At 70.6% G+C, this 15044-nt stretch carries 16 protein-coding genes and 1 pseudogene; 8 read left to right on the forward strand and 9 right to left on the reverse strand.

Annotated elements, in window-relative coordinates; genetic code table 11:
- Positions 1-42 precede the first annotated feature (42 nt).
- The 6 genes from AOK01_RS05285 to AOK01_RS05310 all read right to left on the reverse strand — a co-directional run bounded on the left by AOK01_RS05285 (position 43) and on the right by AOK01_RS05310 (position 6118).
- Positions 43-1509 carry an ATP-binding protein gene (locus tag AOK01_RS05285; protein WP_055508924.1) on the reverse strand — a complete coding sequence of 489 codons (1467 nt, stop codon included), beginning with the start codon at positions 1507-1509 and terminating at the stop codon, positions 43-45.
- Between the two features lie 104 nt (positions 1510-1613).
- Complete coding sequence (locus AOK01_RS05290; protein ID WP_055508925.1) at positions 1614-3113, reverse strand: SCO6880 family protein; 1500 nt, start codon at positions 3111-3113, stop codon at positions 1614-1616.
- Positions 3100-4464: a hypothetical protein gene (locus tag AOK01_RS05295; protein ID WP_055508927.1), complete on the reverse strand. Its 1365-nt coding sequence runs from the start codon at positions 4462-4464 to the stop codon at positions 3100-3102. The genes AOK01_RS05290 and AOK01_RS05295 overlap by 14 nt, the downstream gene beginning before the upstream one ends.
- Positions 4464-5222 carry a DUF8175 domain-containg protein gene (locus tag AOK01_RS43355; RefSeq protein WP_055508928.1) on the reverse strand — a complete coding sequence of 253 codons (759 nt, stop codon included), beginning with the start codon at positions 5220-5222 and terminating at the stop codon, positions 4464-4466. Before AOK01_RS43355 ends, AOK01_RS05295 begins: the two co-directional genes overlap by 1 nt.
- An 81-nt stretch (positions 5223-5303) precedes the next feature.
- Positions 5304-5633: a hypothetical protein gene (locus tag AOK01_RS05305; RefSeq protein WP_198427899.1), complete on the reverse strand. Its 330-nt coding sequence runs from the start codon at positions 5631-5633 to the stop codon at positions 5304-5306.
- A gap of 11 nt (positions 5634-5644) precedes the next feature.
- Positions 5645-6118, reverse strand: coding sequence for a DUF6668 family protein (locus AOK01_RS05310; RefSeq protein ID WP_055508929.1), 474 nt, complete (start codon positions 6116-6118; stop codon positions 5645-5647).
- A gap of 297 nt (positions 6119-6415) precedes the next feature.
- Between AOK01_RS05310 and AOK01_RS05315 the strand changes: the two genes are divergently transcribed.
- Genes AOK01_RS05315 through AOK01_RS05325 form a run of 3 tightly spaced genes read left to right on the forward strand, consistent with a single transcriptional unit; the run spans position 6416 to position 9275 of the window.
- Entirely contained in the window at positions 6416-7483 is a 1068-nt protein-coding gene (locus AOK01_RS05315) for a C40 family peptidase (protein WP_055508931.1), read from the forward strand.
- Positions 7480-8130, forward strand: coding sequence for a hypothetical protein (locus tag AOK01_RS05320; protein ID WP_157871189.1), 651 nt, complete (start codon positions 7480-7482; stop codon positions 8128-8130). Before AOK01_RS05315 ends, AOK01_RS05320 begins: the two co-directional genes overlap by 4 nt.
- Positions 8131-8153: 23 nt before the next feature.
- Complete coding sequence (locus tag AOK01_RS05325; protein ID WP_055508933.1) at positions 8154-9275, forward strand: hypothetical protein; 1122 nt, start codon at positions 8154-8156, stop codon at positions 9273-9275.
- Between the two features lie 100 nt (positions 9276-9375).
- Here AOK01_RS05325 and AOK01_RS05330 read toward each other — a convergent pair whose 3' ends face one another.
- From AOK01_RS05330 to AOK01_RS05345, 3 genes are all read right to left on the reverse strand, one after another.
- Entirely contained in the window at positions 9376-9966 is a 591-nt protein-coding gene (locus AOK01_RS05330) for a sigma-70 family RNA polymerase sigma factor (protein WP_079103172.1), read from the reverse strand.
- A 239-nt stretch (positions 9967-10205) separates the two neighbouring features.
- The gene (locus AOK01_RS43360) at positions 10206-11300 is read right to left on the reverse strand and encodes a hypothetical protein (protein WP_157871190.1); all 1095 of its coding nucleotides are present in this window, start codon (positions 11298-11300) and stop codon (positions 10206-10208) included.
- Between the two features lie 23 nt (positions 11301-11323).
- Positions 11324-12136, reverse strand: coding sequence for a lysozyme family protein (locus AOK01_RS05345; protein ID WP_055508939.1), 813 nt, complete (start codon positions 12134-12136; stop codon positions 11324-11326).
- 376 nt (positions 12137-12512) lie between these two features.
- Between AOK01_RS05345 and AOK01_RS05350 the strand changes: the two genes are divergently transcribed.
- The 5 genes and pseudogenes from AOK01_RS05350 to AOK01_RS05370 form a co-directional block, all read left to right on the forward strand.
- A complete protein-coding gene (locus AOK01_RS05350; RefSeq protein ID WP_245702107.1) occupies positions 12513-12995 on the forward strand; it encodes a DUF6668 family protein in 483 nt (160 codons plus the stop codon).
- Positions 12992-13294, forward strand: coding sequence for a hypothetical protein (locus AOK01_RS05355; RefSeq protein WP_245702109.1), 303 nt, complete (start codon positions 12992-12994; stop codon positions 13292-13294). The genes AOK01_RS05350 and AOK01_RS05355 overlap by 4 nt, the downstream gene beginning before the upstream one ends.
- A gap of 51 nt (positions 13295-13345) precedes the next feature.
- Complete coding sequence (locus AOK01_RS05360) at positions 13346-13660, forward strand: hypothetical protein (RefSeq protein ID WP_055508941.1); 315 nt, start codon at positions 13346-13348, stop codon at positions 13658-13660.
- A 128-nt stretch (positions 13661-13788) separates the two neighbouring features.
- Complete coding sequence (locus AOK01_RS05365; protein WP_055508943.1) at positions 13789-14457, forward strand: DUF8175 domain-containg protein; 669 nt, start codon at positions 13789-13791, stop codon at positions 14455-14457.
- A 1-nt stretch (position 14458) separates the two neighbouring features.
- A pseudogene (locus AOK01_RS05370) lies at positions 14459-15044 on the forward strand (hypothetical protein); the annotation flags it as partial.

Genomic DNA, 15044 nt, shown 5'->3' on the forward strand with positions numbered 1-15044 from the left:
GGCCCCGGCTGCTTTCCGTTGCCGGGACGACCGTGCGTCCGGCTACTTGTTCCACCTCTTGTTGGTGTTGTTGACCTCCAGCTCCGCCGCCGTCAGATCCACATGCAGGGGGATTCCGGGGCGGTTTCCCACCTTGATGAGGAAGTTGCCGAGGCCGGGCGGGGCGGTACGGCGGCCGGCCGCGCCGTCCCACGCGGGCGGGGTGGACCAGTCCACCAGGAGACGCTTCTCGGGGTCGGTCAGTTCGACGATCTGGGCGAGCCCCGGCATCTCGGCCGGGGGCAGGCCCGCACAGATCACCATGCCCGCGCGTTCGACGAAGCCCTTGGCCTTGGTGCGGTCCTCCTCGGTGGGCAGGGCGAGCAGGTCGTCGAGACTGTGGGTGATCATGGCCAGGCCCACTCCGCGCTGACGGTCCAGGCGGGTGAGCGCGTTGACCCGGTCGACCAGGCCCCGGCCCGCCTGGAGGACACGCCACAGTTCGTCCATGACGAGGAAATAGTTGCGCTGTGGCTCCAGGCCGGCGTCCGCGAGCGCGTGCGCGGCGGAGACCGCGCCGAAGCCGTACGACCAGCAGGACAGCAGTGCCGCCGCCTGGAGCAGGACCTCGCTGTCGTCGATGCCGCTGATGTCGAAGCAGACGGGCCGGTCGAGCTTCATCGGCTCGGTGGTCGGTCTGGCGAAGGTGCCGCCCAGCCGGCCGTCGCCAAGGAGCGCGGTCAGCGACGCCTCCAGGTTCTCGGTGATGTCCCGGTAGCGGGTGATGTCGCCGCGGTCGAGAGCGACCGACCGCACGGCCTGCGGGGCCTCCTTGATGACCTGGACCAGGTCGCCGAGCACCGGTATGTAACCCGAGCCCGAGGGGTGCCGGTCGTCGAGGACGTTCAGAGCCGCCGAAATGATCGTCTCCTCGCGGTCGGTCGGCGGCGCCGAGCGCAGGATCGTCACCAGCGCGGAGACCATGTGCAGGCGGCGGCCGTGGATGTCGGCGAGCAGCCGCTGGCGCGCGTCGCCGGTGAGCCGGTCCGCGGCCTGGATGGACGCGCCCGGGTCCAGCACGTTGAGGCTGCCGCGGCCCCTGCCCAGGCTGATGACCTGTCCGCCGATCGCCCGGATCAGGTCCACGTAGTCGGGCTTGAGGTCGCCGAAGATCAGCGGGTGGACGCCGTAGCCGGACAGGCCCAGCGCCATCCGCCGTATGACGGTCGACTTGCCGAGCCCGGGGCGGCCCAGCACGAACATCGAGGGGTTGGCCAGCAGGCCCGTACGGGTGAACCACGACACGGGGTCGCAGCACACGGTGGCGCCGGAGTCGAGGTCGCGGCCCAGTGGCACCCCGATCATGGGGGTTCCGGCGCCGGCGCCGAACGGCCACAAGCCGCACACCTGCACCGAGGTTCCACGCCATTCCGGTGCGGGATCCACGTAACCGACCATTCCGCCGCCGTGGCCGGGCCAGCCCCGGGAGGTGGGGCGCGGCGGACGGTGTTCCCTGGTCTTGCTCACCATCGAAATTCCCCTGTACCGAGTTGTACTGAGTCGAGTCGGCCTGGACCGGGTCGTCCTGGACCGAGTTGTCCTTGATCGGGGTCCTGCTGCGGGTTCTTCGAGCCCTACATCGAGTCCCGTACCGTCTGCGGCAACGCCGTGTGCAACGGGAGTACAAGGCCCAGCGGCAGCGCCGCGGCGAACGCCGCCGCCTGTGAGCCGTAGACCGGCCGCACCGCGATGCGCGCGGCGGGTGCCAGGTTGTCGATGGCCGCGGCTGCCGCGGTCAGCGCGTCCGCGGAGTTGACGGTCGCCGTGATCAGCAGGCCGAAGCGGATGACTCCGTGTCCTTGGGCCTGTTCCTCGGTGGTCCTGCGCGCCGCGGTCAGCTCGGCGTCGTCGCGTGCCTGCCCGATCTGCGACTGCTGGGCGTTGAACAGAGCGTTCTTGTAGTCCTGTTGGACGACTCGGGCTCCCTCGGCTCGGCTGTGCGGGCGGTACAGCAGCGTGACCCGTTTGCGGGCGATGTCGCGGTTGGGCTGCACCAGGCCGGTCAGCACGTTGGAGAACACCTCGCCCTGGGGTGCCTCCGTCATGGCCCAGGTCACGCTGAACACCCCGTCGTGCCGGTAGTGGTCCCAGGCTTCCTGGGCCGCCATGGGTCCGGCCTGGTCCCAGGTCAGTCCGCTGCCGCCGGAGGCCCGCGACTCCTCCACCAGCGGCGCCACGGTCGGGTCGTAGGCGACGCGCACCGCCTCGGCGAGCTCGGTCGCGGTCATCGGCACGGCCGTGCCTGCGCCGGTCATGGACAGCCCGGCGGTCAGTCCCGGCAGGCGCGTACCGATGTGCAGCGCCATGTCCTCGGCGCTGCGGCGGGGTGCGCCCTCGCGGGCCGCGCCGGAGTACGTCAGCGCGATCCGCGTGGCGATCTGCGCCGAGCCCGCGGGATAGGCGGCCAGTACCTCCCGCAGCATCAGCCTGGCCAGTTCGGGGGATTCGTCGACGGCGTTGGCCGCGATCTCCTGCTGGAGCCGGACTCCGGAGTCGGGTGCGGTCTCCACGGTGACGCTCGCGGCGACGAGGCCCGGCTCGGCGCCCAGGACGGACAGCCACTGACCCCAGTGAGCCACCCAGATGTCGACCTGCTGCTCGTCGACGAGGGCGGCTCCGTCCGCGTCGCAGGAGATGACGACGGTGTGATGTCCGGTGGCCGGGATGGTGATCACGGCGAACGGTCGTCCGTAGCCGTCCTGTGCCTCCGTGAGGGTGGACTCGGCGGCCAGGCCCGGCAGTTGGCAGGTGCCGAAGCCGGCCCTGCCCATCGGACCCGAGCGGTACAGATGGCCGCCGGAGGCAGTGGTGCGCCGCCACGCCATCCGGACCGCGCCCCGCTGCATCAGGGTGCGGCCGTGCCGGTCCCGCAGTGCCAGCGGGGCCAGCACCACCACCAGCACCACGGCCAGGGCCAGTGCGGCCCACAGGGAGATCAGTGTGGCCAGGACGACGGCGATGAGCCCGGCGAACAGCAGCAGGGTCGCCCCGAGGGACAGACCTCGTAGGCCGGAGGTGCGGGGCTTGCGGAAGTTGCCGTAGGTGCGGGGGTGGGTAGCTTCAGTGGCTGCCACGGGACTCCTCCTGCTGTTCGTCGGTGTGCTGCCGGGCCGGCGACGGAACGGGGGCCGCCGCCTCCCACCGGTGCTCGGGCCGTGTCTCTCCGGGGTCCTCCGTGGCCACCTGTTCCGCTGTGCCGGCCGGGTCCACCGGCTGTGCCAGCCAGGTGGTGCCCGCGGGGCTCGCCGCCGCGCCGGGGGTGGCGCGCGCGCCGTTGGTTCCCGGGCCGCCCGTCGCCGCACCCTGGACGGTGCGCGCGCCGCTGCCGCCGAGCCCGCTCGCCGCCGCGCCGGGAGTGGCCCGCGCGCCGCTCGTTGTCTGCCCGTCCGCGCTCACGGCGGCCCCGGACACCGACCGGCCGGCGGCCGGGCCGCGCAGGTGCGGAACGGACAGCGCTCCTACGGCTCCGGCCGAGCCGCCGGTGCCGGCACCGGCGGCAGCCCCGGCCACGCGTCCCGTCCCGGATGCCGCCGCCTGTACGACGGGTGCGGCGAACCGCATCAGCGCCGGCAGGGTGAAGCAGGCCAGGACGATCAGGACGACGCCGGAGACCATGGAGACGACGTCGTTCTCCTCCGTCCGGCCGGACATCGAGAAGGCGGCCGCGTACACGACGGCCGCGGCCGGTTTGTACAGTACGAAGGCGAGCAGCCAGCCGACGGACCTGCGGAACCAGACCCGGCCCGTGGCGGTGGAGCTGGCCGCCGCCGCCAGGGGCAGCGTGCCGGTGAGGATCACCAGCATGGCCATGCGCACGATCATCAACGCGATCTGGGTGACGCTGCCGACGATCACCAGCACGGCCATGAACAGGACGAGGAACGACGAGTCCGCGTCGCCGAGGGCCAGCATGGCCGAGGTCCGTTTGTCGAACTCGGCCACGCAGCTCTCCACCGGGTCGCCGGTGGCGCTGATCTCCCGGCAGCCGGTGGACCTGTCGATGATCCAGACGCTGAACTTGTCTCCCGCCTCGGCCAGCAGATTGACCGTGGCGACCCCGGCCGAGGAGACCACCACCAGGTTGAGCAGCCCCTGAAGGGCCTGCCGTGCGGGTTCGCCGCGGCGCTGCCAGGCGAGGTGCCCGGCCGCCACCAGGAGACACAGCACGGCGGTGAACGTGGTGAACCAGAGCGTGGAGCCGCGCAGGAACGCCACCGGGCCGTTGTCGTCGGTCAGGTCGGGACTGCCCAGGCCCATCCAGGCACCGCCGATGGCCTTGACGGTGGTGCTCGCCGCTTGTGCGGCGCTCTCGGCTATCTCGTCGAACCCGCTGCCGCCGAGGTCCTTGGGGGCGGTCCCCGTCCCGTCGCCCACGCAGAAGCCGCCGACCGTGGGAGGTACGAAGCCGAAGTCGCAGCCCGCCATCACACACCTCCCCACGGGGTGTATCCGGCGAGGGAGTCGACCGGGGTGGGGTCCGGCGGGTCGGCCGGGTACTCCAGCCGCCAGTCCCCGTCCTGCCACAGCACCGTCGTGGTGGCGGCCTGCATCCGGCCGTCCGGGAACCGCCACACGGTCTGGATCACCGCGGTGGTGTCGTTGTGGGTGACGAACCTGAATCCGGCGATCTGACCGTGGGCGCCGTCGTCCGGGCCCGGGGCCGCCGTCTGCTCCGCCTTGGTCCGGTCGGCGATGTAGGCGTCGCGGCCCGCGCCGACGGTCTGGGTACGGGTCACCTCCAGCCAGTCGTCCGCGGCCAGGTAGCGCACGCTGATCTGGCTGGTGGCCAGCAGGGCGCCGACGGGCGTGTGGGCGTAGCAGCGTGCCAGGTCCTTTCCGGCCACGGCGGGGCCCGCCTTCTTCGAGGAGGGGAGGGCGACAGTGTCGTACAAGGTCCAAGTCACCCCGGTGGGGGCCGAGTTGGGCACGTCCTGCGGGCTGTCGGCCGGTTCGGGGCACGCGGTTCCGGCGTCGGTGGACGCGGCCGACGACGGGCCGGCGGCGCCTGTGGTGGGCTCTTTCGCCGTGGTCGAGCCGTCGTCGCCCGAGATGTCCGAGGCGACGCCGAGCACTGCCCCGATGACGGCGATGAAGCCGATGAACGCGGCGGCGAGGACGAAGCCGCCACGCAGCCACGGGCTGCGCGGCTCGCCGGCCGCCACCCGGTTGCCGGGCTCTGCCATGTTCTCTACCTCATCCTCGTGGGTTGCCGGGTGACGGGTGGTCGGTCGGACCGACAGGTGCCGGAGAGTTCACCGGTCCCCCTAGACAAGCGCGCCGACGATGCCGGAGGCGGAGCCGATGAGCAGGCACGCGCCCAGTACGAAGCCGAGTCCCCTGGCGTGCTCGCGGCCGCCTCCTCGGGAGTGGTCGACGGCCATCCTGGCGGCGACGCTGAAGATGCCCGCCACGCACAGGGCGGTGACACTCCAGGCCACCCACTTCAGCACGGTCAACAGGTCCTCGGCGCCGGGCGGCGCCTCTCCCCCGCCGACGTCCGGTACGCCCGTGGGCCGAGGAGGCGCCGCGGCGAGGTCGGCAAGTGGGGCGATGTGCGGTGAGGCGTCCAGAGCGGCCGCCAGGAAGCTGGACAACGTGTCTCTCCCTACGTGGGTCGGGTGAGTCGGGTCAGGTCGCGCACCAGTGGCGCGCACTGCTTGGGGATGTTCTCCAGGGGCGATCCGCCGAGCCGCCAGGGCTCCACCCAGGGGATCTCCCACAGGCGGGGCACCGCGCCGGAGACCAGCCGCACCAGGTTCTGCAGGATGCGGGGACGCCGGCCGGGGGCGTCGGCGACGACGACCAGGCCGAGCAGGTCGACGCCGGTGACCATGCCCGACCCCCATTGCTGCGCCGCGTTCTGCGCGGCCGCGATGCCGTTCGCGCTGGAGCGGGCGACGAGCACGACCGACCGGGACCGCGCCGACATGGGCCAGGCGCGGTTCGCGTCCCGGCCGCCGGGCACGGCCTGCTCCAGCGTGGTGACACCCGCGCCGCCGTGCACACCCAGCCACCACCAGTCGTCATCGGTGTCCGACTGCGGCCGGGCGACGGGCAGTGCCCGCTCAGGCCGTGGCACTCCGGCGCCTTGTGGCGCCTCGGGGCCCGTGAGCCCCGTCGACACGTCCTGAACCGATCGCCGAGGTTTCCCGTTGGTGCCCCCGGAAGGGCGCGACTGCGGCAACCAGGGATTGACAACCGGCACATCCCCCGCCACGGCATCTCCTTCGACTGTCAGCACAATACGCTGATAGTACGCATACGTTGGCAAGATATGGCAAGTCACTAGTTTTCAGACATGGGAATTCCAGGGGCAGTTGAGGCCTCAGCGCATCGCATGTCTTCCCGCATCCCAGACCCGTTTGGGGAGTTGCACATGACCGGTCCGACCGCGCAGCGACAATCGACGATGTTGGTGACGGGCTGTGCCGTCCTGGGTCTGCTCGGCTCCCTGGTCGGCCTGGCAGTCGTGGGCGCCGTGGAAGAGGAACAGGAACAGGACGCCGCTCCCGCCGGCTTCGCCACCACGCTCGACGCCAAACAGGTGCCACCCGAGTTCGGGCCGTGGATCGAGCGCGCCGGCCAACAGTGCGAGGAGGTCAGTGCTCCCCTGGTGGCCGCACAGATCCAGGCGGAGTCCAACTGGGACCCCACCGCGGTCAGCCCCGCCCGGGCCCAGGGACTGAGTCAGTTCATACCCGGCACCTGGGCGACATGGGGCGTGGATGCCGCAGGCAAGAATGGTGAGGCCCGACCGGACGGCGTGGCCGACCCGTTCACCCCGGGCGACGCCATCATGACCCAGGCCCGCTACGACTGCTGGCTCGCGGGCAAGGTCAAGAAGATGAACGTCGGCGGCGATCCCACGCGGCTGATGCTCGCCGCCTACAACGCGGGCCCCGGTGCGGTCCAGGAGTACGGCGGCGTACCTCCGTACCCGGAGACGCAGACCTACGTCACCAGAATCATCACGTCGATGGCCGACTTCACCGGCACCGAACAGGCCGAGGGAGAAGCCGAGGGAGGAGGCGAGTTCGGGGACCGGGTGGTGGCCAACGCCAAGAAATGGCTCGGCACCCCGTACTCGTGGGGCGGTGGCGGTCCTGAAGGCCCCGGCCGAGGGTTCGCGCAGGGTGCGAACACCGTCGGGTTCGACTGCTCCAGCCTCGTCCAGTACGCGGTCTACCACGCCAGCGACGGCGAGACGCTGCTGCCGCGCGTCTCCCAGGTTCAGGTCACCGTGGGCGAGGAGGTGTCGCCCTCTGAGATACGGCCCGGTGACGTGATCGGGTTCAACCTGAACGGCAGCTTCGACCACATCGGCATCTACATCGGCAACAGGCAGTTCCTGCACGCGCCGAAGACCGGCGACGTGGTCAAGATCAGCAACCTCGACGAGCCCTACTACGCCGGCAGGCCTCAAAAGGTGAGGCGGTTCGGATGACCTCTCCCCGTACACGGAGTACCACCGCGGTGGTCGCGACCGTGCTCGCCTGTGTCCTCACCGCGACGGGATGCGGCTCCGGCGGCGAACAGGACGCGGCCGTCCCGCCATCGTCCTCCGCCGCGACCGGCACGGGCTCGTACCCGACCCCGCCCGGCCCCAGCGAAGCCGCGCCCCTGCCCACTGGTTTCAAAGGCACACCCGAAGGTGATGTCCCGCGGCCCGCGGACGTCGACCGGCGGAACGCCGACGCGGTCGGCCGGGGCGCACTCACGGTGATGTGGACGTACGACGCCACCGTCGACAGCGGCCCGCACGACGCCGGCCTGCGTGCCGCGGACGCCGGCTGGCTGACCAAGGCGTACGCCACCCGGCTGCGCGCACACCGGGCACGCTCGGCTCCCGGTGCCCAGTGGCGCGAGTGGACCGACCACCGCGCCCACACCGTCGTCACACTGCGGAAGGCCGAGGACGCCGCCAAGCCCGCCGACACCGGCACCGAGGCATGGCGGCAGTGGACCGTCACCGCCACCCCGTCCGGCCGCGACGGGTGGCAGGGCGAGCCCACCACCGTCGTGGCGTACGTGCGCCTCACCCGCACGGCAGCCGACGAGACATGGCGCGTCGCCGACGTCACCGTCCCCTAGCCCGCCATAGCCCGGAGGTATTCATGCCTACGACGTACGAGACCACGGACCTGCCCGCGTGGCCGGTCTACGCCCTGACCGTGCGGGACGACGGCCGGGTCGACGCCTCAGGACCGCTGGTGCCCGCGGCCGGGCATCCGAACCGCGCCTCGGCCATCGACACGGTGGCCGCGGCGGCGGTGCGGCTCGGCCGGCCGGTGCGGGCCGACGCCACGGAGCCGGACGGCGCCGTGTGGCATCTGGTCATCTCGCCCGACGGAACGGTGGGCGAGCTCCCGGGTGACGGACAGCGTGCCAGAGCGCCCAAGAGGCGTACCGAGAAACCCGACCGCACGGAGAACGCGGCCACGGAGCCGGCGGCGGCACGCGTACCGGCGGTCATCGACGAGACCGCCGACGCCCGTGTGCCGGCCTCCGTCCCGGCGCGCGCTGTCGAAGCGGATGTACCACGGCCCGAGCCCGCGGTCACCGCGTCGGTCCGGCCCGATCCGCCGGCGGACACCGGGAGTTCGTACGAACCGGTGCCGCTCTCGACGAGCCACTTCGGCCCCGCGGCGGCCTCCACCGGTCTCGCACCCGAGGCAGGGCCACCGGCCGGGACCGGGGCGTACGCCAAGTCCCTGGCCCTGGTCACGGACCTTCTTGAGGCGGGCCATGTCGACGAGGCCGCCGCGCTCGTCGCGCGGCTCGACGAGCAGGCCTCCGGCGACCTCGGGATCTCTCACCCCGACGCCCTGCGGATCCGCGAGATCAGGGCCCGTGTCACCGCCCTCGCCGGGAACGCCGTCGCCGGTGTGCTGTTGTTCCGCGACGTCGCCGAGCGGTGGCACTACCAGGGGGACGCCGAACAGGCCGAGGCCGCGGCGGTCCGCGCCGAAACGCTCTGGCTGCAGATCACCGACCTGGACCCCGCGCTGTCCGCCGGGATCGCCGTGGTCCGCCTGCGCAACCAGATCCCGGGCGAGGGCGGCGAGTCGCTCGCCGCCGCCCTGGAACACAAGACATGGCTGGAAGCGGCCACCGGCGCCGCGCACGGGCGGCCGCCGCGGGAACACGCCGCGGCCGTCCCGTCCGGCGGGGCACGGACTCGGAGCCCGGCCCTGTCCTGGGAACGCCCTGCGCAGGAGACCCCGACGGCGAGGTGAGCGACCTGAGCACCGAGCCGGCCGTGGAGGATGTCCTACGGCTTAAGGATCAGGCCGCCGTCGACGACGACGGCGGCCTGCGATCCGGACCAGGTGTCTGTCACGCCGCGGGCGTGTGCCACAGCGCCGGGGCTCTGCCGTCGACCACTTCACCCGGGGTCTCGACGATGCCCAGGGCCATGCGCAGCGCCCGCACCGCGTGGTACAGACGCGATTTGACGGTGCCCGGCGGGATGCCCAGCACGAGAGCCACCTCGCGCGTCGACCTGCCGGTGTAGTACGTCTCGTACAACACCTCTCGGTGATTGGGCGACAGCGCCTTGAACGCCTCCCTCAGGATCATCGAGGAGAGCAGCAGATCGACGTCGTCGCGCTTCGCCAGCAACTCGTCCAGCCACGCGGTGCCGTCGACCTCCTGGGGGCGGGCCATGCGCAACCGGTACTCGTCGACCACGAGGTTGCGGGCCACCCTGAACAGCCACGGCCGCAAGGGCTGGTCGTCGTCCAGGCTCTGGGTGCGCCAGCAGCGCAGCAGCGTCTCCTGTACGACGTCCTCAGCCCTGTGCCGGTCGCCCCCCAGCAGCCGCAGAACGTAGTTGTGCAGGTCCCTCGCGTGGTCGTCGTACAACGTGCGCATCGCTCGTTCACGGGCGGTGTTCGCGCCGGCGGATCCCATCAGTGTCCAGCTCATGATCAAGCTCCCCTCGTTCTTTGACCCCGTGGTGAAGGTCAGGCATCGAGGCCCGGTCAGTGGCTCCGATGCGTTGGGAGTCTTGCGAGCCGTGTTCCACGTCGTGTTGACGAGCGATTGACGAGCGATCTGTGGCTTCCGTCGAAACCAGGAGCCGCACACGCGCACACGACGGCGGCGGGGGCGCCACCACTGTGGCTCCCCCGCCGCCGTTGCCTCGTTGAGCTGGGCTTCGTCTCTCAGGCCACACCCGTCACTCGGGTGTCCGACGTGTTGGTGAGGACGCGCATACGGCGATTGACGAGTCCCGGCAATGTGGCCTCCGCCACTGTCCGCCCGTCCTGGTTCCCGCGCGACCACACGGCGAGCAGCGCGGCGAGCAGGTTCCGGCCGTGGGCGACGGCCAACGACATGTCGTCGATCCGCAGCCACGCGGCGGTGGCCCGGGTCAGCTCCTCACGGGCTCGCCAGTCGCCCTGGCTGTGGCGAATCCGGGCGAGTTCGAGACAAGTGGCCATGGCGAGGGGGAAGTTGTCGCTGCGGTGGGCGACGAATCCCTCCAGAGCGTGGGCCTCAAGCGTGTAGAGGTGTTCGGGGCCGTAGGTGCGTGACGTGTGTTCCCGCAGCCGGAAGGCGAGCGCCGCCGCCCGTTCCAGCGCGCCGGTGTCCAGACACTGGCGGACCAGCCCGACGAGCTCGGCGAGTTCCTCCGGGACCGCTTCCGCGGCGACCGGCACGGCCGCGACCGCGGCGGGAGCGACGGCCGGCGGTGGGTCGGCCGCCTCAACCATGGGCGGAGCAGGGGCTGTCGGCGGCGCAGGGGCCGGTGGCGGGCCAGGCTGCGGCGCGGCGGCTGGTGGCGGACCGGCCGGCTCAACCAGAGCCGAAGCCGGGGCAGTTGGCGGCGAAGGCTGCACAGCGGCCGGTGGCGGCCCAGGCTGCGGGGCGGCGACCGGGGGCAGCCCAGGCTGTGAGGCGGCCGGTGGCGGGACCGCGGTGGGGCGAGGTTGCGCCTCGGGTGTCTCGGGTGTCTCGTCGTGCAGTTCGTGGAGCAGGACTCGGCTCGAACCGTCAGGGGCCACCTCGACGAGTGTGACGTCGCCCCGCTGCTGGTCGAGTATCACCGCCTCCACCGGCCTGCCCCGAGCGTGCGCGTGACGGTGCATCAGGTCGAGCACGGTGACATGCACCGGTTCACCCTCGGGCACCTGAAAGGGAACGCCGTCCACCGCCGTACTGCCGTTGTGGTCGATCAGCACACCGAAGGGTGACTCCGTCCGCGCGGTGTCCTGTGTGGTGCCGGCCTGTTGGTCCTGAGTGTGTTTGCTGAACACGTCGTGCCTCCTTGCGGTGCTGGTCAACTGCTGGTGGGTGTCGGGCGCGCGCTGAGACTCGGATACGTCTCGTCCGTCAGGGACGCGTCGGCGGAGTACAGGGCGAACGACGACCTGACGCCGATGATGTAGCTCTGCGCCTCCCCCGAGACCTCCGGCTTCGGTACACCCTTCGCCTGCTTGACCGCGTCCAGACCCACCTTGTACGCCGCCAGGGTCATGTTCAGGGCGTCGCCCTCGACCTCCTTGTTGGCGATGAGGGTGTCGATCTCCTTGGCCAGTGAGCACATGTACCTGCCCTGGGCCATGATCGAGTCGGCGGCGTTCAGGGCCGAGGTCTCGCCACTGCTGTCGTCGTCCTTGCCGAACTCCTTGAACTTGTCCGGCGGCATCTGGGAGATGCCCTCGCGGCCATCGGTACCGACCAGCTTCTCGTTGAACTGGGACGCCAGCTGGATCTGCGAGACGATCACGATGGCGCCGATCTGCGAGCACTCCGTCCCGGCGCTCTTGATGCGCTCAAGGTATTCCGCGGGGACGGCGTTCTCGTTCAGCGCGCCCCGTCCGTCGCTGTTGTACGCCTCTATGAGCTGCGTGGTGTCCACCTTCGAACCACCACCGCCGTCGCTGTCGCAGTCCAGGATGCCGATCTCGCAGAGGAGCACGATCGGCCAGAAGATCCATCCGAGAGCGGCCATGACGAACGTCCCGGCGAGGAGAATCAGGAGAAGTACGAGGGCCACGAAACAGCCCACGACCCCCGTAGCGATGCCGCCGGCGATGTACGTGGCGCTACTGCTGGAACTCTGCGCGTCGTCGCCACCACTTGCGCCCACAATCCGTCACACCCCTTGCCTTCGTCTGCCGGACATGCGTCCCCCGGCCCTTTGAACCAGGTCGACCGATTTCCCGTAGTCGCTGCCCGACGGATCACCGCGGGCACGCACGCCGCAACGGACACGACGGCCCATCAGTTCAATTCGGGATCCGTCGCAGTACGCGACACCAGGGAAGGGGTGGATGCGCATGGGCGTCCCTTCGTCAACGTCCGCCGGCCCACAGATGTGGGTCCGCGGACCGACCGGACAAGAGACCGCACCGGCACCGGAGGTATCGGCACCAACCGCACCGACACCTCCGACGCCTCCGACGGCACCAACCGCACAACAGGCCCCGACGACCGGGCCCGCTCGACCTGCGGCCCGAACCGGGTTGCCCACGCCACCCGCACCGGCCGGCGCGCCGCCGTCGCAGCACCAGGGGCTACAGGTCGCCTGGGTCACGACGCACGGCGGGGCCGGGGCGAGCACGCTCGCCCGGGTGCTGGGCGGCGTGGAGGTCGGCCGCCGGTGGCCCGACCCGGCCAGGGGTGAACCGAGCCAGGTGCTGCTGGTGGCACGCACCCACAACACGGGCATACGGGCCGCTTCCCAGGCGCTCAACGCGCTCCGCACGGGAGACCACCCCGCCGGAGTGCAGCTCCTCGCCGTCGTACTGGTCGCCGACGCGCCGGGGCTGCTGCCGCGCGCGCTCGGCCGACGCGTGCGCGTGCTGCGTTCGGCGGCCGAGGTGCACCGCGTTCCGTGGGTGCCCGCCTGGCGCCTCGGCGCGGAGGTCGAGCAGCTGCCCAGGGCGGTGCGTGCGCTGGCACGACGTGTCGCGGCTCCGGCCGGACGTGCGGGAAGGTCTCGATGAGCTTCCGCACCGACGGGATCTTCAAGGCGGACGTCAACCCCGACGACTACGGCCCCAACGGTTCCTTCAACCCTGACCCCGAGGTCGGCACTCTGCTCGGCTTCCTCACCTGGATCGTGTCGGCCGCCTCTGTGGCGGGCCTGATGATCGTGGGCATCCAGATGGCGCTGCAGTTGCGCCGCGGCGAAATGGGCGAGGGGGCCACCTATTTCAGGGGGGCGTTCATCAGCGTTGGCGCCTGCGTCCTCGGTATCTCCGCCGGACCACTCGTCAATTTCGTGCTGGTGCCCTATCTCTGACCGCGAAACAGATCCGCAAACCCCTATTGGTCGCACTTCCTGGAGAAACTCATGAAGGACACACTGCTCGCCCTTCCGCAGAACTACCTGGCTGCCCCCGTTCCCGGTTCCTCCAGTGTTTCCAACATCCCCCAGCCCAAGTCGGGCGCCCCGAGCGCTCTGGCCGACGCGGTGAACACTGTACTGGGCATCGCCGCGTGGGCCGGCACCGTCGCCGGAGTGGCGGGAATCATCATCACCGGAATCATGATGTCCATGTCAATGAAGCGTGGAGAAAGCTCCGAGCACTTCAGCCGACTCGGCATGGTGATGGGCGGCTGCGTCCTCGTGGCCACCGCGGGCCCCATCGTCGAGTTCCTCTTCTAGTACACCCGACCGCAGGAAGGGCCATCGACGTGATCGGCGCAAAACGAAAAAGGGACCCGGTCGACGGTCCTTTCTACAAGCAGCGCGGGTGGATCAATTCAGCTCTCTTTCTAGGCTTTTTCGTGGTCATGTCGCTGGTGACCCTCGCGGTCGGCCCCAAAGGTGCCGAAGTCACCGAGAACAGCCGGGAGACGCTCGCCGGACTGGGCGGTCCGCTGTCACCCGGCGATCCACAGCAGATCCGGACGGGGCCGGGCGGCCGGCCCGAGAACTGTCGCACCGACGACCGGGACACCGCTCGGCCGACCGCGGCACCGACGGATGTGAAGTGGCGTCAGCTCATGACCATCATGTTGCCCACCTCGCCGTCGGCCGGCCCCCTGCACACCGACGCCACCATGTGGTGGTGCTTCGCCCACACGCCCACCGGGGCGGTGCTGGCGGCACATGTCATCCCCGTCCAGTTGAGCGGCACCTCCTGGCGCATCGTCGCGGAACAGCAGATCGTGCCCGGCAGGCAGCGCGACAGCTTCGTCGCCGGCAAGGCCGAGTCCGAGGAGACGAACCGGCGGGACAACGCCGTCGGGAGGTTCACCGGCTTCTCCACGGAGTCGTACTCGGACGACTCCGCGACGGTACGGCTGCTGGTCACCAACCCCCTGGGCGGCTACCTGTCGACGACGGTGTCCGTGCGCTGGCGGGACGGCGACTGGAAGGTGGCACTCCTGGACGACGGGTCCCTCTACTCATCCGCGAAACAGGCGACGCCCGACGGCTACATCATGTGGGGAGCGTGACATGTTCTTGGCCGCAGCAGGCGATGGATGCGACGGCGGGCTCGACTTCCTCGGGATGTTCGGCGACCCCATCGGCACAATGATCAACATGGTGGCCAAAATCGTCATCAACGGCGCCATCGGGATCTTCCAATCCGTGGGAGGCATCGACTCGACCAACGACGAGGCAGCCGCAAAGATCAGTAATCAGACGCGCTGGATCACCGTCTACCTCGCGTGCGGCTCGATCCTCTTCGCCGCCGCCAAGATGGCCCTGGACCGGCGCGGCGAATCGGGCCAGACCGCGGTCAAGGGCGTCCTGCGCGTCCTTCTGGTCAGCACCGCCGCGACCGCTCTGATCGGCACGTTCGTCGACCTCATGGACCGGTACTCCCAACACCTCCTCCGAGGCAGCCTCATCAACCTGATGGAGGGCATCGACTGCAACGGCGGCGTGCCGGACATGTTGCTGCTGGTCATCGGATGCCTGCTCATCATCTCCGGCATCATCCACGCGCTCCTGATGTGGATTCGGCTCGGCGTGATGGTCATGCTGATGGGCACGCTGCCCATGGCCGCCGCGGCGTCCATGGGCAGCGTGCCCATCA

It is taken from the genome of Streptomyces aurantiacus (genome assembly GCF_001418335.1).
In the GTDB taxonomy this organism is placed as follows: Bacteria; Actinomycetota; Actinomycetes; order Streptomycetales; family Streptomycetaceae; genus Streptomyces; species Streptomyces aurantiacus.